Origin of the sequence: Pseudomonas fluorescens (genome assembly GCF_012974785.1) — a bacterium.
GTDB lineage: Bacteria > Pseudomonadota > Gammaproteobacteria > Pseudomonadales > Pseudomonadaceae > Aquipseudomonas > Aquipseudomonas fluorescens_BT.
Genome location: NZ_CP027561.1, coordinates 3,170,010 through 3,190,272, shown reverse-complemented (window position 1 = coordinate 3,190,272; position 20,263 = coordinate 3,170,010). Strand labels below are relative to the sequence as shown.

The window sequence follows — 20,263 nt, the reverse complement described above, 5'->3', positions numbered from 1 at the left end:
AGTCTCACAGTTCAGTTATGCAGATGGTCTTGCTTGCGCAAGCTCGATTGAATGATTCGATCGGGAATCAATGCACACAGCACGATCGCCACGCCGGCCAGCACGCCCTCGCCGCCCTTGATATTGCGCAACGCCGTCATGACGTCGTAACCCAACCCTCCAGCGCCGATCAGGGCAGCAACCACCACCATCGACAGGCTCATGACAATGGTCTGATTGATCCCCAGCAACAGGGATCGTCGCGCCAGCGGCAGTTGCACCTTCACCAGGGTTTGCCAGGGGTTTGCTCCGTGGGCGATTGCCGCTTCCACGGCATCCTTCGGGACTTCCTGAATGCCCAGGGACGTCAGACGAATCATCGGTGCCAGGGCGAAAATCACCGTCGCAATGACCGCCGGGGTCTTGCCCACGGAGAAGAACGCCACAGCGGGAATCAGGTAGACAAAGGTCGGCAGGGTCTGCATGACATCCAGCAAGGGCGTGAGCAGCTTGCGGGCAAACGGCCGCTTCGCCAGCAGAATGCCGGTGGGTACGCCGATCACCAGTGCGATCAATACCGAAGAACCAACCAGCGCCAGGGTGGCAATCGTCCGCTCCCAAAACCCGAACAGGCCGATATACAACAACGCTGCGCTGCTGGTGAGCGCCAGGGCCAGGCCCGCCGAGCGCCAGGCCAGCAATATCAGCGCCAACGCACAAACCGGCCAAGGCAGCCAACCGAGCAGGTTTTCGATCCCTTCAATGACCGTGCGAACCGCAACGATCACGCCGACAAAAGCGCTCTCGAATGTCACCTGTGACCAACCAATAAAATCATCCAGGCTCTGTGCAGTCAGTAACAGCGCCTGGCGGCTGGCCGGGAACTGCAAGAACGCCTGGGTGGTATCGGGCGTCAACACGCGCCAGATCACCAATGCCTGACTGACCAGCAGCACCGCCAGCGGCAACGCCCAACTCGAAACGGCGCGCCGCACCGGTTGACGGCTCAGCGAATACGCGGTGAAACGACTGGCCGCCAGCACGGCCAATCCCACCACGACCGATATCCAGGATGCGCTCGCAATGCCTTGCACCGCAGTGGCCAGGGCCGCGAGTTCTGCGGCGAACCCGAGCCAGAACAACCCGCCTCTGCCCCGCGCCGCCAGCGCTGCCGGCCCGAGCAACAGGGCTTGCCAGCCGCGCAAGCCCGGCTGAACCGCTTGCTCCTTCGGTGCCGTTTCGGGAACCTGACGTACCGCGCCACCGGCATCGTGCAATACCGGTGCGGCTGGAAGGCAATCGCGGAAAAAATCCGCGACCTCAGCATCGGCCGGCGTCTCGAGCAGCTGTTTCGGGGTGCCCGACTGCACCAGACGTCCCTGACGCAATACCGCTATCCGGTCAGCGAGACGTACCGCTTCGGCAGGATCGTGAGTGACCAGCAACGTGGTGATCCCGCGCTCGCGTACCAGCGCCAGAAAGTGGCTTTGCAGGTCTCGCCGGATGGTCGGATCCAGTGCGCTGAAAGGCTCGTCCATCAGGAGAATATCCGGATCAGTCACCAATGCCCGCGCAAGACCGACCCGTTGCTGCATACCGCCGGACAACTCGTGAGGATAATGCTCGCCCCATCCCTCCAGGCCCATCGCCTGTAACTGTCGGGTGGCCGCTGCGTGCCGGACGGCCTCGGATTCGCCGCGCAACTCCAGAGGCAGCGCAACGTTGTCCAGCACCGTGCGATGGGGCAAAAGACCAAAATGCTGGAACACCATGCCGATTCGCCGCGAGCGCAAATCCCGCAACGCTTTGTGGCTCAAGCCGCTGATAGCCTGACCTTCAATCAAGACCTCACCGCTGGTGGGTTCGATCAAACGATTGATATGGCGAAGCAAGGTCGATTTGCCGCTGCCGGAGGTGCCCATCAGGCACAGCACTTCGCCGCGCCGAACCTTCAAGCTGACATGGTTGACAGCCGGCAACGGCGATCCGCCTTTGCGCAGATAAGCTTTAGTGACGCCTCGCAGTTCGAGGACAACATCGCCCTCCTCGGCGCTATCGTCGATGGGTGGGGCCAATCGTTCAGGCAAGTCGATCTGTACCGTTGCCAAAGAGGTTTGAATAAGTGTCACGAGGGCTCCGGGCGACGAACCGCTGACGGCCAGATATATGGCCGTTCAGGGTAAAAAAATGGACAGGAGCCTCAGGCAATGACTGCGGACAGGGTCGGCCGGAGGCAAAAAAAACGCCGCTAGCGAGGCGCTGCACGTTTCCTTTGTTAAAAGCTAAACGATCTTAAAAAGATTAAATAAATATCTTTTTGGAATGAGCTTAGGCCTTCCCACCCAGTTTTCCGGAGGTGCTTTTCAAAGCGATCTGGCTTTGCTGCGTGCCGACGGCTGGACGTGCTGCACACCGACAACGATCCTGTATCGCAGGCCCAAAGCCGTGCCGGTCAACGCTTGATCGACTCATCGACGGGCTGACGTCAGGTATTGTCGACAACCAGCAGGTCGCACCGGCGCGTATGTAGCGGACGCTCACCCCATACCAGCTTCACCTTGTTGATGATTTCGCTAACGGCTACGGACCCAAACCTGAAGATTGAGTAGGCAAGTATCCGGCTCGCATAGCCTGTAAAGATGTCGTTGCAAGTGCCGATAACTCGAAAGAATACTGAATGACCGTGCGTCGATTTTGGCGATGAGCAAGGAACAGGAAATGATGTTTTCTCGTCAGAACGCATTCAAAGCAACAGATGTGAGCCTTTGCGCTCTGGTGTTCCTGGCGGGTGTCGCCGTCACGGTCTTGGTACTGATTCTTTTCGTTGGGTCGGAGCAGCGCACCGTCAACGTTGCGTTCCAACTGGAGGTCGACGAACGATTCAGTCGCCTGCAACGACGCTTCAATACGCAGGTCTTGAAGCTGGACGTTGTGAAGCATTTCTTTATCAATGCCGACGATGTCACTGAAAAGGAGTTTCTGGGATTCGTCACGCCTCTAGTTGGAGAGGACGAAGCCTATAGCTGGGTACCGAGGATTCTCGAGAAGGATCTACAGTCGTTTCGCGCCAAGGCGCTCCTCAACGGTACAAGTGATTTTTCATATCATGAAATTGATCCAGTCACCGGCGAAAAAATTCCCCTCTCCAGCAGGCCGGAACACTGGATATTGCTCTACCTGTTGAAGCGCGATGACGTGAAGATCGTTCCTGGCATGGATGTCATGGCTCGTCCGGGTCGCCAGGCCTTGATGAGCAAGGCGCGAGAAACAAATCAAATAGTCGTGTCGGAACCATTGAAAATGACTAATGGGCAGTCCGGGATTTTCTTCGTCGCCCCCGTATTCCAGAACTACCTTGAGGTTCCAGCCAAGGATGATGGTTTGCAGGGTTTCGTTGTCTCCACCGTACGCTTGGCGTCTTTGATGGAACAGGGCATCCCATTACCCAGTCTGCAACGGCTGAACGTGAGACTTTCACTGATCGACACGCAGCATCAAGGGGAAACCATTTATCAGAGCCAGGCCCCTGCTGCCCCTTCAGAGCTGTACACACAACGGCTGTTGAAAGTGGCCGATCAGAATTACCTGATCCAGTTTCGACCCAGCTCGACTTTTCTGGTCGCCAACAGCAACGCCCTGTCCGTCAGTTTGATTGCATTATTCGGAGTAGGATTGACGCTGCTGCTGACCTTGATGGTGTACTTGCTGATCACACAGCGCGCCCGCGCCCTCTCGCTGGTTGATGAGCGCACGCAAGACTTGCGTTTATTGAACATTACCGACCACCTGACCGGTGTCTATAACCGCCGGCATTTCGAAGATTTGATGGAGCGCCTGCTCATCGAGGCTGACAAGCACGACAAGCCTCTATCGCTGATCCTGTTCGACGTCGATCACTTCAAATGCATCAATGACCACTGGGGGCATCAATGTGGGGATAACGTTCTCAAGTCGTTGTGCGCACGAATACGTTCGGCAACACGCAAAACCGATTTGCTGTGCAGAACGGGTGGAGAAGAGTTCGCATTGATCTGCCCGGACAGCGAATCGAACGATACGAGCCTGCTGGCAGAAAAGCTAAGAGTGCTGATAAGCACCCTCCCATTTGACGAGGCAGGAAAGGTCACTTGTAGCTTCGGCGTTGCAACGTGGGCGCCATCGGAATCGTTTGACGACTTCATTCGGCGTGCCGATAGCGCCATGTACAAAGCTAAATCAAGTGGTCGTGATCAGGTCCAACTGGCGAATCCGTAGCAAACTGGCTATTGAGTTGTCAGGACAAAAGGTTGTCATTCCCCGCCACAAAAAGACATTGACTGAGCGGCTCCGGGCGTTAGCTATCGGCTCTGAAAGTGTCTGGCCAAGTCATCTACCCAGATGCACAAAAAGCCAAGACAGGGTGCGCACTTAAATCAAGTGCGCACCAGTTGTAGCCTTTTACCCGACCCAACTGACGGCGGTTTTGGGAATCACTTCTGACTCGTCGAGTTTGGAGGCGAACATGCTCACCGCCTCGACGGCGTCGCTGGTGCCGCTACGAATCTGCAGGATCACCGAGCCAGCCTGATCGGCCAGACCGACGCCGCGTTGTGCGCTCTCTTGAGTTGCGTTCATGCTGGCGACGGCATCACGGGTTTCAGAAAGGATCTTGCCGATCATTTCGGCAATTTCCGCAGTCGACCGGCTGGTGCGCCCCGCCAGTTGCCGAACTTCGTCGGCCACTACCGCAAAGCCTCGGCCCTGATCGCCCGCTCGGGCCGCTTCAATGGCGGCGTTAAGGGCGAGCAGATTGGTTTGATCAGCGATACCGCGAATAGTATTGACGATGGCCGTGATCTGTTCGGAACGGTCGCCCAACTGACCAACCAGCCTCGCCGACGCGCCAATGTTTTCGGCAATCTGGCGCATCTCTCGAGCTGTTTCCTGAATGACTTGGGCGCCCTGTTCGGCGACTTTCTCGGTCTCGGCGGAAATATGGTACGCCCGGGAAGCGCCGCGCGAATCCTCTTCAAAGCGCTCGATGCGCTCGGTGATATCACTGGCGAACTTGACGATCTTCGACAATTTGCCAGTAGCGTCATACACAGGGTTATAAGTCGCTTCCAGCCAGACCACTCGTCCGTGTTTGCCGATACGTTTGAACTGACCACTGAAAAACTCACCTGCATTCAATCGACGCCAGAAGTCGCTGTAGTCGCTTCCATTTATCAGGCTTGCCTCGCAAAAGAGCCGGTGGTGCTTACCCTTGAGCTCGTTTAGGGCATAGCCCATGGTGTGTAGAAAATTGTCGTTGGCCGAGAGGATATTGCCACTGAGGTCAAACTCAATCACGGCCATGGCGCGATCCAGTGCGGCAAGCTTGCCCCGATTCAGCGCTTCTTGAACGACTTTTTCAGTCACGTCCAGGGCATACTTGACGATCGTAATAACTTGGCCTCGCTCGTCGATCACAGGGTTGTAACTGGCTTCAAGCCAGACATTCTGTCCCATCGAGTTGATTCGCTGGAAAGTACCCGACACGAACTTGCCAGCACGCAGTTGCGACCAAAATTGGCTGTACTCCGCACTGTTAGTTAGCGCAGAGGAGCAGAATTCCCGATGCGATTTCATGAGCAATTGCTCAGCGCTATAGCCCATGGTGGCGAGAAAATTATCGTTGGCTCGCAACACCTTGCCGTCCAGGTCAAACTCGACTACCGCCATGGAGCGGCCCAGTGCTTCGATCAATCCCTTATAGCCCAAGACTTCGGCCTTCCTGGCCTGTAGTTCATCTTTAAGTGATTTATTGAACATGGACTTACCCTCGGAGTGACCTTCAACGGATTCGACTTAAGTAGGTATCGGCGGGCAATCTGGCAAATGAATAGTGCTACACACAACTATGATTTGACGTCAATAAATTGCTTATTTTGTATAAGCGCTCATGCCGCACACCGATGAAACCGGTTGCCACTTATGCGGCAGCAACTGATCAATTTCACTCACCCGCTGCGTCGGCAGGCGCGTGCCGCCAGCCAGACGCCCACTTTGACTCGGGTCGCGCGGCGATTGGCAAACAGATAGACGCAGTGCGGCTTCGCCGCACCGAACACGCTGCATGGAAATACCCGCTTAAAAGGCTGGAACGGGTGCCCACTTAAATTAAAGTGCACACCATGTCCTGGCTTTGCGGGGTCGGGTAGATGACTTGGCCGGACGCATGCCTCTGAAAAGCCCGATCGCACAGAGACAACGTCAGCCCCTGAGATACAGCAGATTATCCCTTGCCGATTTCAAGAACGGCATATTTCGGTTGGGCACTTTTGCTAGCTTATTCAAACCACAGGGCACCGCCTTTACCGGTACCCCGGCGTTGCTCTGACCTCCCTCCTTCCCTGCTGTTAACAGCCCCCATCAGTCCTCTAAGGAGCTAGTTGGATGACAACACAATCTTCGAATACCCACCCCGTGGATTCGCCTACGTCTCAACAGTTTTATATCAATGGTGGCTGGTGCTCGCCGGCAACGCCTGCCAGTTTGCCCGTGGTCAGTCCGGCGACTGAAAGCGTAGTTGCAGAGGTCGCCAGCGGATCGGCCGAAGACGTTGATCGGGCCGTCGCTGCGGCGCGTGCAGCGTTTCCTCGCTGGTCTGCGACCTCCGCCGAAGTACGCGCGGATTTTCTTGGCAAAATTTACGACCTGATCCTTGAGCGAAAAGAGTCGCTTGCGCAGACCCTTTCTCTGGAAATGGGCGCTGCCATCGGTTTCGCCCGAGCGATGCAAGTGCCCTTGGCGGCCGAACACGTTCGGATTGCCCGTGACCTGTTGTCCACCTATCGCTTCCAGACGGTTGAAGGCGGCACCGCGATCGAGCGCGAACCCATCGGCGTCTGCGGTCTCATCACCCCCTGGAATTGGCCGCTTTATCAAATCACCGCCAAAGTGGCCCCGGCGATTGCAGCCGGTTGCACAGTGGTGCTCAAACCCAGTGAACTGTCACCGCTGAGCGCCCTTCTTTTCGCCCAATTGGTGCATGACGCCGGCCTGCCTCCGGGTGTCTTCAATCTGGTAAATGGCACGGGCGCCGAGGTCGGCGGCGCCATGGCTGCGCACCCGGATATCGATATGATTTCGATCACCGGTTCAAACCGTGCAGGTGCCTTGGTCGCACAGGCGGCCGCCCCTACGGTGAAACGCGTCACCCAGGAACTGGGCGGCAAATCACCCAACGTGCTGCTGCCCGATGCCGACTTCGCCAGCGTCGTGCCATTGGGCGTGATGACGGCGTTTCGCAACGTCGGGCAATCCTGCAGCGCCCCGACCAGAATGATCGTACCAAGGGAACGGCTGGCGGAAGTCGAGGCACTGGCCGCCGCAACCGCCAACGCGATCATCGTGGGGGATCCACAATCGGAAGAAACGGTACTCGGTCCGATAGCCAATGAGGCCCAGTTCAAGCGTGTGCAGGCCATGATCGAATCGGGCCTGAGTGAAGGGGCCAAACTCGTGTGCGGCGGTCCAGGACGCGTGCCTGGTCATGAAACCGGCTTCTACGCCCGACCGACCGTATTTTCCGAGGTCGACTCGAGCATGCGCATTGCCCAGGAGGAAATCTTCGGGCCAGTGCTGTGCATCATCGCCTATGAAACGCTCGATGAGGCTGTCGCGATCGCCAACGATACGGTGTACGGACTGAGCGCCCACGTTCAATCCCGCAACCTTGATCATGCACGTGCCGTTGCCTCACGCATCCGCGCTGGACAAGTGCTGCTCAACCACCCTGCCTGGAATCCCATGGCACCGTTCGGTGGCTACAAACGATCCGGCAATGGTCGTGAATTTGGTGTCTACGGCTTTGAGGAGTATCTGGAAACCAAAGCCATCGTTGGCTTTGGTGGCTAGCAAATAATGGGGGACAGTCAGCTGTCCCCCTGTTTGCGCCTGATGGATGTATGGAACTTCAGTGCCGCAACAACTTGCGCAACGGCACGCCGTCCTTGAGTACCGGGGATTTGATGACGATGTAGCTGAAGTACTTGGAAATGCCGATGTTTTTATCCAGCAGGCTTTCAATCACTTCTTGGTAGTGCTGAATACTGCGCGTCATGAAGCGCACCAGATAATCGTAGCCGCCACTGATCAAATGGCATTCGAGCACTTCATCCACCAGCCGGATATTCGACTCGAATTTGGCGAAGTCTTCGCGCTTGTGGTCACTCAGGGTGATTTCGGTGAAGACCGTTACCGATTCGGTGATCTTCGCCAGGTTCAAGTGTGCCTTGTAGCTGGAAATGTAACCGGCCGATTCCAGCCGTTTGACCCGTTGCAGGCAGGGGCTGGCCGACAATCCCACGGCATCGGCCAGACTCACATTGGTCATGCGCCCGTCCTTCTGCAACTCAACCAGGATACTGATGTCGATGCGGTCCAGTTTGACTAAACCTTCCATTGCGAACCTCTTGACTGCCATTTGTAGGACAATCTACTAGCAAAATCAGCGCCGTAAACACATCTGATGCTGTGCGACCAGGTCAGCCATGCTGTTGATGCAATAATCCGCAGCGCATGGGGTCGGTTGTTTCACCCGTTCGCGACCGATCAGACACACATCGGTCAGCGCCTGACCGCGGGCGGCGGGTCGGGTGACCCGCAGAATGTGTACTGGCTTCAGCTCGTTGGCATTCAACCAGTCCTCGTCCCGCAGCGGATCGCTGGCCAGCGAAATAAAGTCATCAGCCACAATCCCCAGGTGCTCGCACAACACGGCGCGATCCTCGGCATCCCGGTCGCCCACGACCAACAGGCGATAAAACTTGCGTAGGTACAGCATCGCTCCGGGCGCGTCTTCGAACAATGACCAGTTGGCAGCAGAACGCGCGAAACTCATGCCCTCCTCCCAACTGGCTTTCAAGCTCCAGCGCTCGGCCAGTTGGCGATGGGCAAAACACAGCAATCCGCTGAAGCCCAGTTCGGCAAAGCGGGGATAGAGCGCCTGCACCACCTCGCGAAATTCGCCCAGCACCTGTTCCTTGTCCGGGCGCCCGCCCCGGCTGTCGAGCAACGGCTGCAGCGCTGCCCAGACCCCCGAATCACGGTCAACCAGGACTTCGTCGCAATCGATGAGCAGTGCTCGATAATCAGTCAGCCCCATGGTGTACACAGCCTCCGATGATGCGTTTCATCAATCCATGCGCCAAAAAGGTTCAGCGACGCTGGCCAGCGACCGCGCCGCTGAACCCGGCGGACATCAGTTCAATACCCGTGCCAACGCAGCCTGCAGAATCTGCAAGGCTTCATCGATCTGCGCTTCGGTCGTCACCAGTGGCGCGAGGAAGCGCAGGACGTTGCGATAGACGCCGCACTTGATCACCAGCAAGCCACCTTTGCGCGCTTCATCGATCACACGCTGGTTCAGATCCGCGTCCGGTGAGCGCGCTTCATCGTTCTTGATCAGCTCGATGGCCAACATGAACCCGGTGCCGCGTACGTCACCGATCTGCGGGTGACGGCGCTGCAACTGCAGCAAACCTTCACGCAGACGCTTGCCCAATGCATCGCCGCGTTCGAGCAGTTTTTCTTCTTCATAAGCGTCGATCACCGCCAGGGCCGCTGCGCAGGACAGTGCATTGCCGCCGTAGGTGCCGCCGAGGCCCCCGGGCAGTGGCGAATCCATGATGTCGGCTTTGCCGACCACGCCCGATAACGGCAGCCCCCCGGCCAGACTCTTGGCGACGGTGACCAGGTCAGGCTGGATGCCGGCGTGCTGGAAACCGAACCACTTGCCGGTGCGGCCGAATCCGGTCTGGATTTCATCGAGGATCAGCACGATGCCGTGCTTGTGGGTCAACTCGCGCAATGCCTGGAGGAATTGTGCCGGCGCGGCAAGGAAGCCACCGTCGCCCTGCACGGGTTCAATGATGATCGCCGCAACCCGCTCCGGCGCAACCTGAGTGGCAAGCAACTCGTCCAGCGCCTTGAGCGCCATCTCACTGGTGACGCCGCGATAGGCATTTGGATATGGGGTGTGAAACACCTCCGGCGCGAAGGGCCCGAAGTTCTGTTTGTAGGGCTGGCTCATGCCGGTCAGCGTGGTGCCGAGCAAGGTGCGTCCATGGAAACCGCCGCGGAAGGAGATCACAGCAGAGCGGTTGGTGTGAGCACGGGCGATTTTCACCGCGTTCTCCACGGCTTCGGCGCCGGAGGTGAAGAACGCCGCTTTGTAGTGCTCCTCGCCGCCTATCATTTCGCACAAGCGCTGGGCGAGATCCAGATACGGCTTGTAGGCCACCACCTGAAAGCAGGCGTGCGAGACTTTTTGCAATTGGGCCTGCACCGCTGCAACCACTTTGGGATGGTTATGGCCGATGTTCAGCACGCCGATGCCGCCGACGAAGTCCAGATAACGCTGGCCGTCTACGTCCCACAATTCAGCCCCTTGGGCGCGATCAATCACCAGCGGATGAGCGGTGACCAGTCCGCGTGGCACGAACTGATCACGCTGACGGAGTAAATGAGGTGTTTGGTCGACTTGGCTGTTCATGGCATTTCCCTTCGTGAGTCCGGCAGCCCGGAGTGAATGCAGGAGGTGGTTACACAGGGTCTTAAGATTAAGACTTGTGCGGAACGAACTACGCCGAACTTGGCCCCTGAGAAATCCGGATCGACTGTTTTCACCCTGCCAAACGGCAGATTCCTTCAGGCCGCCGAATCTGCCGGCCGCGTGCATATATGACATGACGCACAGTGTTCGCAGCGCTGCTTTCGACAGATCCTGCTCTGGCGTTGGGCGATGATGGGAGCACTTTCAACCCTCTCAGGAATTGACCATGGCCCTGCTCTACAAAGCTGACCCCGTGCGCGGCGAACAGTGGAAAGCACTGTTCGCCGAACATGCCCCGGACATCGAATGGCGCGCCTGGCCGGACATCGGTGATCCCGCAGACATCAAGTACCTGGCGGCGTGGCAGGCGCCGGAGGATCTGCAGACGGTGTTGCCGAATCTGCAGGTGTTGTTTGCGTTGTCGGCCGGAGTCGATCAGTTGGACCTGAGCCGTATCCCGGCGAGTCTTCCGGTGGTGCGCCTGCTCGATCCCGGGATCACCCAAGGCATGTGCGAGTACGCCAGTTTTGCCGTGCTCAGCTTGCACCGGGATATGTTGCGCTATCGCCAGCAGCAGATGGCGCGCTGTTGGCAGGCGCACCTGCTGCAGCCGGCGCATCAGCGTCGGGTGGGGGTGATGGGCCTCGGAACTCAGGCGCAGCAGATTCTCGCCACCTTGCAGCCCCTGGGCTTTGCCCTCAAGGGGTGGGCGCGCAGTGCGCATCGGATTGCCGGCGTCGAGTGCTTTGCCGGTCGCGAGCAGTTGCCGGCGTTTCTGAGCCAGTGCGACATTGTGATGTGCGTATTGCCGCTGACCGAGCAGACCCGTGGCATTCTCGACCGCGAGTTGTTTCGCCAATTGCCGCATGGCGCGGCACTGATCAACATGGGGCGCGGTGGGCATCTGGTGGAAGAGGACTTGCTCGAAGCGCTGGACAGCGGGCAACTCAGCGGCGCGGTGCTGGATGTGGTGCAGAACGAACCGGCACCGGCGGATCATCCCTTCTGGGGCCATCCGCAGATTCTGCTGACGCCGCATATCGCGGCGATGACCCAGCCGGAAAGCGCATTTGCTGTCCTGCTGGAGAACATCCGCAGCTTCGAACGCGGCCAGCCCATGAGCGGTCAGATCGACCGCAACAAAGGGTACTGATTCACACCCTCTGCACGAGCGAGCAGGCTCACTCATGCAGAGGATGACGAAGCTTCAGAGGAACTCGGCGATGGCTTTGCCGACATCCTGGGTCGAGCCCTTCCCGCCCAGATCCGGGGTGATCGGTCCCTCGGCGATCACCCGCTCGATCGCCTGCAAGATCCCGTCGTGTGCTGCGCGATAACGCTCGTCACCGTTGCCCAGGAAATCGAGCATCAGCGCCCCTGACCAGATCATCGCAATCGGGTTGGCGATGTTCTGCCCATAGATGTCCGGCGCCGAGCCATGCACTGGCTCGAACAGTGACGGAAAACGTCGCTGCGGATCCAGGTTGGCCGACGGCGCAATGCCGATGGTTCCGGCACACGCGGGCCCCAGGTCGGAGAGGATGTCGCCGAACAGGTTCGACGCCACCACCACATCGAATCGATCCGGTTGCAGAACGAAGCGCGCGCACAAGATATCGATGTGCTGCTTGTCCCACGTCACCTGCGGGTACTGCGCGGCCATCAGCGCGGTGCGCTCGTCCCAGTACGGCATGCTGATCGAAATGCCGTTGGACTTGGTCGCTGCGGTCAGGCGCTTGCGTGGCCGGGTCTGGGCCAGGTCGAAGGCAAACTTGAGAATCCGGTCGACACCCCGGCGGGTGAAGACCGATTCCTGCAGCACGAACTCATGCTCGGTGCCTTCGAACATCTTGCCGCCGACCGATGAATACTCGCCTTCGGTGTTCTCGCGAATCACCACGAAATCGATGTCCCCCGGTTCGCGTCCGGCCAACGGGCATGGCACCCCGGGGAACAAGCGCACCGGGCGGATATTCACGTACTGGTCGAAGTCGCGGCGGAACTTCAGCAGCGACCCCCACAGGGAAATATGGTCCGGCACTTTCTCCGGCCAGCCCACGGCGCCGAAGTAAATCGCGTCGAAACCCTTGAGCTGTTCGAACCAGTCCTCGGGCATCATCTGCCCGTGTTCCAGGTAATAATCGCAATGCGCCCAGTCGAGCACTTCAATGCTCAAGTCCAGTTGCCATTTCTTCGCGGCCTGCTCCAGAACCCGCAGCCCCTCGGGCAGCACTTCCTTGCCAATCCCGTCGCCGGCAATCGCGGCGATCTTGAAGACCTTGCTCATCAGTTGTGGCTCCCCGTTGTTGTGAAGTTACAAGCCGCCGATGTGGAAGGCTTTGACTTCAAGGTATTCGTCGAGACCGTATTTGCTGCCTTCACGGCCCAGGCCCGATTGTTTGATGCCGCCGAACGGCGCGACTTCCATGGAGATGATTCCGGTGTTGAGGCCGACCATGCCGAATTCCAGCGCTTCGCCGAAACGCCATGAGCGACGCAAATCTTGAGTGAAGTAATAGGCGCCGAGGCCAAACGGCGTGGCGTTGGCCAGCGCCAAGGCTTCGGCTTCGTCGGTGAACCGCATCAGCGGCGCGACCGGGCCGAAGGTTTCTTCGTTGGCCAGGAGCATGCCGGCGTGGGCATCGCCAAGCACCGTCGGTTGCACAAATTGACTGTCACCCTCGGGAACGCCGCCGCAGAGCAACTGCGCGCCCTGACTCAAGGCATCATCGATGTGGCGGGCCACCTTGCTCACGGCCGCCTTGTTGATCAGCGGGCCGATGGTCACGTTGTCCTGCAGGCCATTGCCGACCTTGAGTTTGCCGACCTCCTCGACCAGACGCTGGGCAAAACGCTGGTAAATGCCGTCCTGCACCAGAATCCGGTTGGCACAGACGCAGGTCTGCCCGGCGTTGCGAAACTTGCTCAGCATGATCCCGGTAATCGCCTGCTCAAGATCAGCGTCGTCAAACACAATGAACGGTGCGTTGCCGCCGAGCTCCAGGCTCAATCGCTTGATGTGTTCGGCACTCTGGCGCATCAGCAAACGGCCCACCGCAGTGGAACCGGTGAAGGAAATCTTGCGCACCGTCGGGTTGCCGGTCAGCTCCTCGCCAATCCCGGCGGGCATGCCGGTCAGCACATTGAACACCCCGGCCGGAATGCCGACGCGCTCAGCCAACACCGCCAATGCGAGCGCCGACAGCGGCGTCAGATCCGACGGTTTGACGATGATCGGGCACCCCGCCGCCAGGGCCGGAGCACACTTGCGGGTAATCATTGCGTTGGGGAAATTCCACGGCGTGATCGCCGCGCAGACACCCACCGGTTGCTTGAGGGTCAACAGTCGGCGGTCACCGCTGGGCGCCGGCATGGTTTCGCCGTAAATCCGCCGCGCCTCTTCGGCAAACCATTTGACGAAACCCGCGCCGTAGCGGATTTCACCTTTGGCTTCATTCAGCGGCTTGCCTTGTTCGCAAGTCATGATCAGCGCCAGATCGTCGAGGTTGTCGATCATCGCCTGATACCAACGCTCCAACAGCGCCGCACGTTCGGCGGCCGGCCGTGCCCGCCAGGCGGGCCAGGCCCGTTCGGCGGCGTCGATGGCGCGACGGGTTTCCACGCCTTGCATGGCGGGCACGCGGCCGATCAATTCGCCGCTGGCCGGGTCGATGACATCTAGGGTCGCGCCGTCATCGGCGCCGATCCACTGGCCGTTCACATAAGCGAGTTCTGCGAGAAGACCGGGGTCTTTCAAACGATTCTTGAGCATGGTCGAGTCCTGATCCGAGACAGATTCCAGTCTAGGGAGACTCGGCGGATGAGGATGCTGAAAGCGCTTGACGGACAGTGTCGGCTGCTGAAATTGGCGGTGGAACAGCAGAACTGCTGTTTTCTATCGTTTCAGCGAACCGAGCAAGCCCTCCAGAAAGCGCTCCCCCGCCTCCATCTGGCTGTTCTCGATAAACTCGTCGGGCTTGTGCGCCTGCTCGATCGAACCTGGCCCGCAGACAACCACCGGCACATCCAGACGCTGCTTGAACAATCCGCCTTCCGTGCCGAACGAAACCTTGGACGTCGTGGTATCCGGCGCCGCGAAATTTTTCAGGAACCGTACCGCTTCGACGCTCGGGTGGGTGTCCAGGCCAGGATAGACGTTGACCGTTTCAATCTCGATGGCCGCCACGCTCGAAAGCTTCTTCGCCTCGCGCACGATCAACTCGGCACGCTCCTGCATCTGGGCGAGAATCTGTTCCAGATCATCCGCCGGCAAATTGCGCACTTCAAAATCCACCGTGCACAGATTCGGCACGATATTCAGCGCCCGGCCACCGCCGATCTGGCCAACGTGCACGGTGGTGTAAGGCACGTCGTAATCGGCATCCCGGGCGCCCTGCTCCTGCAGTTGACGCTGTGATTCACGCAACGCTGCAATGAAATCGCAGGCCACGTGGATCGCGTTGACCGAGCGCGGCGCCAGCGAAGAATGCGCCTCCAGCCCCCGACAATAGGTGCGGTACGAGCCCTTGCCCTTGTGCCCCAGCACAAACTGCATGTTGGTCGGTTCGCCGATCAGGCACAGGAACGGCCGCACCGGCGCCAGATGCAGCACATCGAGCAAACGTCGCACGCCGACGCAGCCGATTTCCTCGTCGTGTGACAGCGCCAGTTGCAGCGGACGGCTGAGGGAATGGTCAGCAGCATCCAGCATCGCGTCGATGGCCAGCGCGATAAAGCCTTTCATGTCGCAACTGCCGCGCCCGTAAACCCGCCCGTTCTGCTCCGTCACCTGAAACGGTGGAACAGTCCACGCCTGCCCCGCAGCTGGCACCACGTCTGTGTGGCCGGACAGCAGAATGCCCGGTTGGTCTTTCGGGCCGGTGCTGGCAAACAGATTGGCCTTCTTGCCGCTTTCGTCCTTGACGATCAGCGACTCGATGCCCTTGCTCAGCAGCAGCTCGCGAACGTACTCGATCAACGCCATGTTCGATTCCGAGGACACGGTATCGAACGCAATCAATCGTTTGAGAATCTCCAGTACACGGGGTTTCATGAGGCTTTGCTCCGTTGTTCGGCCAAGGGGGCGAACCGGCGTATGGAAAAGGGTTCGATCAGCGTGGAGGTGCTGCCGGTGCTGATCAATTCAGCCATGACATCTCCGACGCCCGGCCCCAACTGGAAGCCATGGCCACAGAAGCCGAATGCGTAATACAGACCCTCGACCGTGCCGCTTGGCCCCATGATCGGCAGCGAGTCCGGCAGATAGCTTTCGATGCCGCTCCAGACCCGAATGATGTTCAGATTGCCGACACCCGGCAGCAGTCGGCGCATTTGCCGGATCTGGTTGAGGATGCTGCGTGGCTCGACATAGGCACGGCGATTGACCATGTCCGGTTTGCTGCGATAGCCGCCGCCAATGATGATGTTGCCGCGTGGAATCTGCCGGAAATAAATGACTTCCTCAGGGATTTTGGTGAACACGCCAATCACCGTCGGCAAGGCGTACGGCACCGGTTCCGTCACCGCCATCTGCGGGCCGTGGGTGTCCAGCGGTACCGGTTCGCCGAACTGCGCGGACAGTTTCTCTCCCCAGGCGCCGGCGGTGATCAGCAGTTGTGCGGCGCGATATTGCCGGCCATCGGTGGTGGTAACGCAGAACTCGCCTGCGGTTTTCTGCACTTCGGCCACTTCGGTCTGTTCTTCGATACGCGCACCGATCCGCCGCGCCGCCCGGGCGAATGCCGGTGCTGCCAGACGCGGGTTGGCGTGACCGTCGTGCGGTGCGTAGGAGCCCCCCTTCACGTCCGGCCCCAGAAACGGAAAGCGCCGATGCAGTTCAGCGCCGCGATAGATCTGCAGATCCAGTTGCGCCGCTTCCGGCGCCGCGGCATACGCTTCGAGCTCGGCAATTTCGTCTTCGCGGTAACACACGCGCATGTGGCCGCTGGCGATGAACTCCAGATCGTCGTCAATCAGCTCCGGCAAGCGCTTCCATAGCGCAAACGAACGGTTGGCCAATTCCAGTTGCCCCAGATAACGGCCCTGACGCCGCACGTTGCCGAAGTTGACGCCGCTGGCGTATTGGCCAATCTGGTCGCGCTCGAGCAGGGTCACGGAGTGCCCGCGCTGGCGCAGAAAAAACGCTGACGCCGCGCCCATGATGCCGCCGCCGATAATCAATACATCACTTTTGTGCGGGTTCATGACGGTTCCTCGATGATCACCATCGGCAGCGGTTTGACGGGGGCCTGACCGCGCTGGCGGCCGACCTGTTGCACACTGACGCCGGCTGCGGCGGCGATCACTTCGGCGCCGGCCTGCGAGCAGTAGCGGCCCTGGCAACGGCCCATGCCGACCCGGCTGAAGGCCTTGGCCCGATTGACTTCGCACGCGCCCTTTTCACTGACCGTACGGCGCAGTTCGCCCGCGCTGATCATCTCGCAGCGACAGACAATCGCCGAATCCGGCAAGGCCCCGGCCTGTTCGGCGGGCCAGGGAAATGCCTGCGCCAGACCGAGGCGGAACTGATCCATCACCGCCAATGCGCGCCGTTGCTCTGCGCGTAATACGGTATCCACCGGTTTTTGCTGATCCTCGAGCAGCGCCATCGCCACCAGACGCCCGGCATGTTCAGCCGCATCGGCACCGCGAATCCTGGCGCCGTCGCCGGCGGCATACACACCGCTGACCGAAGTGCGGCCTTCTTCATCAAGCGCCAGCCACCATTGGCCGGACGCTTCATCAAAACGCATGCGACATCCGGCCAGATCGGCCAGCTGGGTTTCCGGACGCAAGTGATACCCCAGGGCCACGGCATCGCAGTCGATGTCCAGGGTTTCGCCTTTGGCTGAGCGCACGCGCACACCACTGACGCCGCCGGTGGCATCTCCCGATATCAGCTCCGGCTTGATCCCCAGATGCACTGGTATCTTCGCCTGATACAACTGCGCCAACAGTTTCATCCCGGTGAGCAACACGCCGGGCCGCGCGAGCATCTTCGGCAGCGCGACGATGCGTTTGCTCAGTGGCGATGTATCAAGCACCGCAGCGACGTTGGCGCCGGCCTTCACATACTGGCTGGCCACCAGATACAGCAGCGGACCGCTGCCCATGAACACCACGCGATGGCCGATGGAAACCGCCTGCGACTTGAGCGCGATCTGCGCCCCGCCGAGGCTGTAGGTGCCCGCCAGCTGCCAGCCCTCAATGGGCATCAAACGGTCCGTGGCGCCGGTGCAGAGGATCAGCGCGTCGTAGTCCACCGTCGTATGGTGCCCCTGACTGACGCAGCACAATTGCCTGGGCACCAGATTCCACACCAACGTGTCGGGGCGGTAATCGATGTGTGGGCGCAAGCGCTCGAAACTCTCGTGCAGGTCACGCGCCTTGGCCGCTTCAGTGCCGTACAGCGCGCAGTAGTCGCGGGTGAAACCTTCGGGTTGGCGTCGATAGATCTGGCCGCCGTCGCGGCGATTTTCATCGATCAGGACCGGTTTGAAGCCGGCCTTCACCAGCGTCTCGGCGCAGCGAATCCCCGCAGGGCCGGCGCCGACGATAACTACCCGTGCAGTGGCCATGTCGCCTCCGGTTGTGTGGTGACGAGATCCAGTCCTTCACGGACTTCACTGGAGCACGCACGCAGACGCTCGCCGCTGCGCGTCCACACCCAGCAATCCTGGCAGGCGCCCATCAGGCAGAACCCGGCACGTCGACCGGAATCGAATTCCGACTGGCGCAACGCATTGCCCTGAGTGAGCAATGCGACCATCAATGTGTCGCCCTGCAACGCCCTGATGGGCACGCCATCCACGGTCAAGCTGACGGTCGCCCGACCCTGCTCGGCCAGTCTCACAAAACGAGCGCTCATGCATAGGCTCCCTGATTGAAGGTGGTCACGTCCCGCTGGGTTTTCAGCAGTTCGACGCTGTCGTGGTGGCAGAGAATTTCACTGCCACCGTCGATGATTCGGCGGTTGGGTGCCGTACGGTTACACAGGCCATCGACGCGCACCGGGCAGCGATTGAGGAAGGTGCACAGCTCGGCGACGTTGGCTTTTGGCCCGATGGGCGGCAGTTCGCCGCAGGTGGTCCCGCAGGTTTCCAGCCAGCCCTGGCGCAGCTCCGGCACCGAGTGAATCAACAGATCGGTGTAGGGATGGAACGGTGCCTGCGCAAACGACTGGCGGCTGCCGGCCTGAACCTTGTGGCCGCTGTACATCACCACCACGTCATCGCACAGGGCGCGTACGGTGGAGATGTCATGACTGATGAACAGGTAGGACACGCCGAGTTGCTCACGCAAATCGCGGAGCAATTCAAGAATCGCTGCACCGACCACGGTGTCCAGCGCCGAGGTGACTTCATCGCAGAGGATCAGATCGGGTTTGGCCGCCAATGCCCGCGCCAGGTTCACCCGCTGCTTCTGCCCGCCGGACAACTCGCTTGGACGACGCTCGGCCAGGGCTCGCGGCAGGCGCACCAGGTCCAGCAACTCGTCGATACGTTCGCGCAACGCCGCGCCTTTGAGGTTGAAATACATCTTCAGCGGCCGACTCAGAATCGTGCTGATGCTGTGCATCGGATTGAGCGCCGTGTCGGCGTTCTGGAACACCATCTGGATCCGCCGGAATTGCTCGTCACTGCGTTCGGACAGACAACCGCCCAGCGGTTGCCCGTCAAAGGTCAGCTCGCCCAATGCCGGCGTGAGCAAGCCGGCCACCACGCGGGCCAGCGTTGACTTGCCCGAACCTGACTCGCCGATCACGCCAATCGCCTGGCCCCGGCGCACGGTCAGATCAATGTCTTCCAGGACACGAATAGCCGGCATGCCCTGGGTGTTCTTGTTGCCGTAACCGGCGGTCAGGCCGCGAATGGTCAGCAGCGGGGTTTCTTCTGCAATACCACCCGGTGGGCGGATCGTCGTGTCGGGCCGCGCGGCCGCCAGCAAACTGCGGGTGTATTCATGGCTCGGGCCTTTGAGCAGCGCCGCCGTGGCGCTTTGTTCGAATATCTGACCGCCATTGAGCACGACGATCTGATCGGCCATTTGCGCCACTACAGCCAAGTCATGGGACACATACACCGCTGTTGCGCCACGGTCACGCACCACGCGTTTGAACGCCCGCAACACATCGATCTGGGTCGTCACATCGAGCGCCGTGGTCGGTTCGTCGAGGATGACCAGCAACGGATCACTGATCAGCGCCATTGCCGCCATCACTCGCTGCAGTTGCCCGCCGGACACCTGGTGCGGGTAACGCTGGCCGATATGATCCGGGTCCGGCAGGGCCAGATCGCGAAACAGTTCAATGGCCTTGGCCTCAAGGGCGGCGCGGGTGCCGAGGCCGTGAATCAAGGCGCCCTCCACCACTTGGTCGATCAGTTTCTTCGCCGGGTTGAACGCCGCCGCAGCGCTCTGCGCGATATACGACACCCGATTGCCGCGCAGGCCCTGCAATTGCTGCTCGCTCAGCGCAAGCATGTTGTGCTCGCCGACCTGTACCACGCCGCCGGACAACCGACAGCCCCGTCGGGCATAACCCAACAGCGCGAGGGCAATGGTGGTCTTGCCCGAGCCCGATTCGCCGATCAACGCCAGCACTTCACCTTGTTCCAGGGCAAAGCTCACGCCTTTGACGATTTCGGTTTCACCGTGCTCGCCGCAAGCGACCACGCGCAGGTCTTCAACTCGAATCAATTGGGTCAT

At 59.9% G+C, this 20,263-nt stretch carries 14 protein-coding genes and 2 pseudogenes; 3 read left to right on the top strand and 13 right to left on the bottom strand.

What is annotated here, in order from left to right; translation table 11 throughout:
- Positions 1-11 precede the first annotated feature (11 nt).
- Entirely contained in the window at positions 12-2,072 is a 2,061-nt protein-coding gene (locus C6Y56_RS14205; RefSeq protein WP_169432642.1) for an ATP-binding cassette domain-containing protein, read from the bottom strand.
- A gap of 607 nt (positions 2,073-2,679) precedes the next feature.
- Here C6Y56_RS14205 and C6Y56_RS14200 point away from each other — a divergent pair.
- Positions 2,680-4,233 (top strand): sensor domain-containing diguanylate cyclase, encoded by a 1,554-nt coding sequence (locus C6Y56_RS14200; protein ID WP_249314283.1) that lies wholly within the window; start codon positions 2,680-2,682, stop codon positions 4,231-4,233.
- 183 nt (positions 4,234-4,416) lie between these two features.
- Here the strand turns inward: C6Y56_RS14200 and C6Y56_RS29570 are convergent.
- Together C6Y56_RS29570 and C6Y56_RS29565 are read right to left on the bottom strand one after the other, a co-directional pair.
- Positions 4,417-4,893, bottom strand: a pseudogene (locus C6Y56_RS29570) (methyl-accepting chemotaxis protein); the annotation flags it as partial.
- Between the two features lie 159 nt (positions 4,894-5,052).
- Positions 5,053-5,682, bottom strand: a pseudogene (locus tag C6Y56_RS29565) (PAS domain-containing protein); the annotation flags it as partial.
- A gap of 714 nt (positions 5,683-6,396) precedes the next feature.
- Between C6Y56_RS29565 and C6Y56_RS14190 the strand changes: the two are divergent.
- Positions 6,397-7,860 (top strand): aldehyde dehydrogenase family protein, encoded by a 1,464-nt coding sequence (locus tag C6Y56_RS14190; protein ID WP_169430422.1) that lies wholly within the window; start codon positions 6,397-6,399, stop codon positions 7,858-7,860.
- A gap of 58 nt (positions 7,861-7,918) precedes the next feature.
- On the opposite strand, the gene C6Y56_RS14185 is transcribed toward C6Y56_RS14190, so the two are convergent.
- The 3 genes from C6Y56_RS14185 to gabT form a co-directional block, all read right to left on the bottom strand.
- Positions 7,919-8,407, bottom strand: coding sequence for an Lrp/AsnC family transcriptional regulator (locus C6Y56_RS14185; RefSeq protein ID WP_027616181.1), 489 nt, complete (start codon positions 8,405-8,407; stop codon positions 7,919-7,921).
- Between the two features lie 45 nt (positions 8,408-8,452).
- Entirely contained in the window at positions 8,453-9,109 is a 657-nt protein-coding gene (locus C6Y56_RS14180; protein ID WP_169430421.1) for a 2-haloalkanoic acid dehalogenase, read from the bottom strand.
- 96 nt (positions 9,110-9,205) lie between these two features.
- On the bottom strand, positions 9,206-10,498 hold the full coding sequence (gabT, locus tag C6Y56_RS14175) for a 4-aminobutyrate--2-oxoglutarate transaminase (RefSeq protein ID WP_169430420.1): 1,293 nt from the start codon (positions 10,496-10,498) through the stop codon (positions 9,206-9,208).
- A gap of 286 nt (positions 10,499-10,784) precedes the next feature.
- Between gabT and C6Y56_RS14170 the strand changes: the two genes are divergently transcribed.
- The gene (locus C6Y56_RS14170; protein ID WP_169430419.1) at positions 10,785-11,711 is read left to right on the top strand and encodes a 2-hydroxyacid dehydrogenase; all 927 of its coding nucleotides are present in this window, start codon (positions 10,785-10,787) and stop codon (positions 11,709-11,711) included.
- Between the two features lie 54 nt (positions 11,712-11,765).
- Here the strand turns inward: C6Y56_RS14170 and C6Y56_RS14165 are convergent, their stop codons facing one another.
- From C6Y56_RS14165 to C6Y56_RS14135, 7 genes are all read right to left on the bottom strand, one after another.
- Positions 11,766-12,845 (bottom strand): tartrate dehydrogenase, encoded by a 1,080-nt coding sequence (locus C6Y56_RS14165; RefSeq protein WP_169430418.1) that lies wholly within the window; start codon positions 12,843-12,845, stop codon positions 11,766-11,768.
- A gap of 27 nt (positions 12,846-12,872) precedes the next feature.
- On the bottom strand, positions 12,873-14,330 hold the full coding sequence (locus tag C6Y56_RS14160; protein WP_169430417.1) for an NAD-dependent succinate-semialdehyde dehydrogenase: 1,458 nt from the start codon (positions 14,328-14,330) through the stop codon (positions 12,873-12,875).
- Between the two features lie 123 nt (positions 14,331-14,453).
- The gene (argE, locus tag C6Y56_RS14155) at positions 14,454-15,611 is read right to left on the bottom strand and encodes an acetylornithine deacetylase (RefSeq protein ID WP_169430416.1); all 1,158 of its coding nucleotides are present in this window, start codon (positions 15,609-15,611) and stop codon (positions 14,454-14,456) included.
- Positions 15,608-16,762, bottom strand: a complete 1,155-nt coding sequence (locus C6Y56_RS14150; protein ID WP_169430415.1) for an NAD(P)/FAD-dependent oxidoreductase — start codon at positions 16,760-16,762, stop codon at positions 15,608-15,610. The genes argE and C6Y56_RS14150 overlap by 4 nt, the downstream gene beginning before the upstream one ends.
- Positions 16,759-18,135, bottom strand: coding sequence for an NAD(P)/FAD-dependent oxidoreductase (locus C6Y56_RS14145; protein ID WP_169430414.1), 1,377 nt, complete (start codon positions 18,133-18,135; stop codon positions 16,759-16,761). The genes C6Y56_RS14150 and C6Y56_RS14145 overlap by 4 nt, the downstream gene beginning before the upstream one ends.
- Positions 18,117-18,425 (bottom strand): (2Fe-2S)-binding protein, encoded by a 309-nt coding sequence (locus tag C6Y56_RS14140; protein WP_085730909.1) that lies wholly within the window; start codon positions 18,423-18,425, stop codon positions 18,117-18,119. Before C6Y56_RS14140 ends, C6Y56_RS14145 begins: the two co-directional genes overlap by 19 nt.
- Entirely contained in the window at positions 18,422-20,263 is a 1,842-nt protein-coding gene (locus C6Y56_RS14135; RefSeq protein ID WP_169430413.1) for an ABC transporter ATP-binding protein, read from the bottom strand. Before C6Y56_RS14135 ends, C6Y56_RS14140 begins: the two co-directional genes overlap by 4 nt.

Excerpts from the sequence above, each read along its gene's own strand:
- C6Y56_RS14200 (WP_249314283.1), top strand. The coding sequence starts at position 2,680 with ATGAGCAAGGAACAGGAAATGATGTTTTCTCGTCAGAACGCATTCAAA.
- C6Y56_RS14190 (WP_169430422.1), top strand. The coding sequence starts at position 6,397 with ATGACAACACAATCTTCGAATACCCACCCCGTGGATTCGCCTACGTCT.
- C6Y56_RS14185 (WP_027616181.1), bottom strand. The coding sequence starts at position 8,407 with ATGGAAGGTTTAGTCAAACTGGACCGCATCGACATCAGTATCCTGGTT.
- C6Y56_RS14180 (WP_169430421.1), bottom strand. The coding sequence starts at position 9,109 with ATGGGGCTGACTGATTATCGAGCACTGCTCATCGATTGCGACGAAGTC.
- gabT (WP_169430420.1), bottom strand. The coding sequence starts at position 10,498 with ATGAACAGCCAAGTCGACCAAACACCTCATTTACTCCGTCAGCGTGAT.
- C6Y56_RS14170 (WP_169430419.1), top strand. The coding sequence starts at position 10,785 with ATGGCCCTGCTCTACAAAGCTGACCCCGTGCGCGGCGAACAGTGGAAA.
- C6Y56_RS14165 (WP_169430418.1), bottom strand. The coding sequence starts at position 12,845 with ATGAGCAAGGTCTTCAAGATCGCCGCGATTGCCGGCGACGGGATTGGC.
- C6Y56_RS14160 (WP_169430417.1), bottom strand. The coding sequence starts at position 14,330 with ATGCTCAAGAATCGTTTGAAAGACCCCGGTCTTCTCGCAGAACTCGCT.
- argE (WP_169430416.1), bottom strand. The coding sequence starts at position 15,611 with ATGAAACCCCGTGTACTGGAGATTCTCAAACGATTGATTGCGTTCGAT.
- C6Y56_RS14150 (WP_169430415.1), bottom strand. The coding sequence starts at position 16,762 with ATGAACCCGCACAAAAGTGATGTATTGATTATCGGCGGCGGCATCATG.
- C6Y56_RS14145 (WP_169430414.1), bottom strand. The coding sequence starts at position 18,135 with ATGGCCACTGCACGGGTAGTTATCGTCGGCGCCGGCCCTGCGGGGATT.
- C6Y56_RS14140 (WP_085730909.1), bottom strand. The coding sequence starts at position 18,425 with ATGAGCGCTCGTTTTGTGAGACTGGCCGAGCAGGGTCGGGCGACCGTC.
- C6Y56_RS14135 (WP_169430413.1), bottom strand. The coding sequence starts at position 20,263 with ATGACCCAATTGATTCGAGTTGAAGACCTGCGCGTGGTCGCTTGCGGC.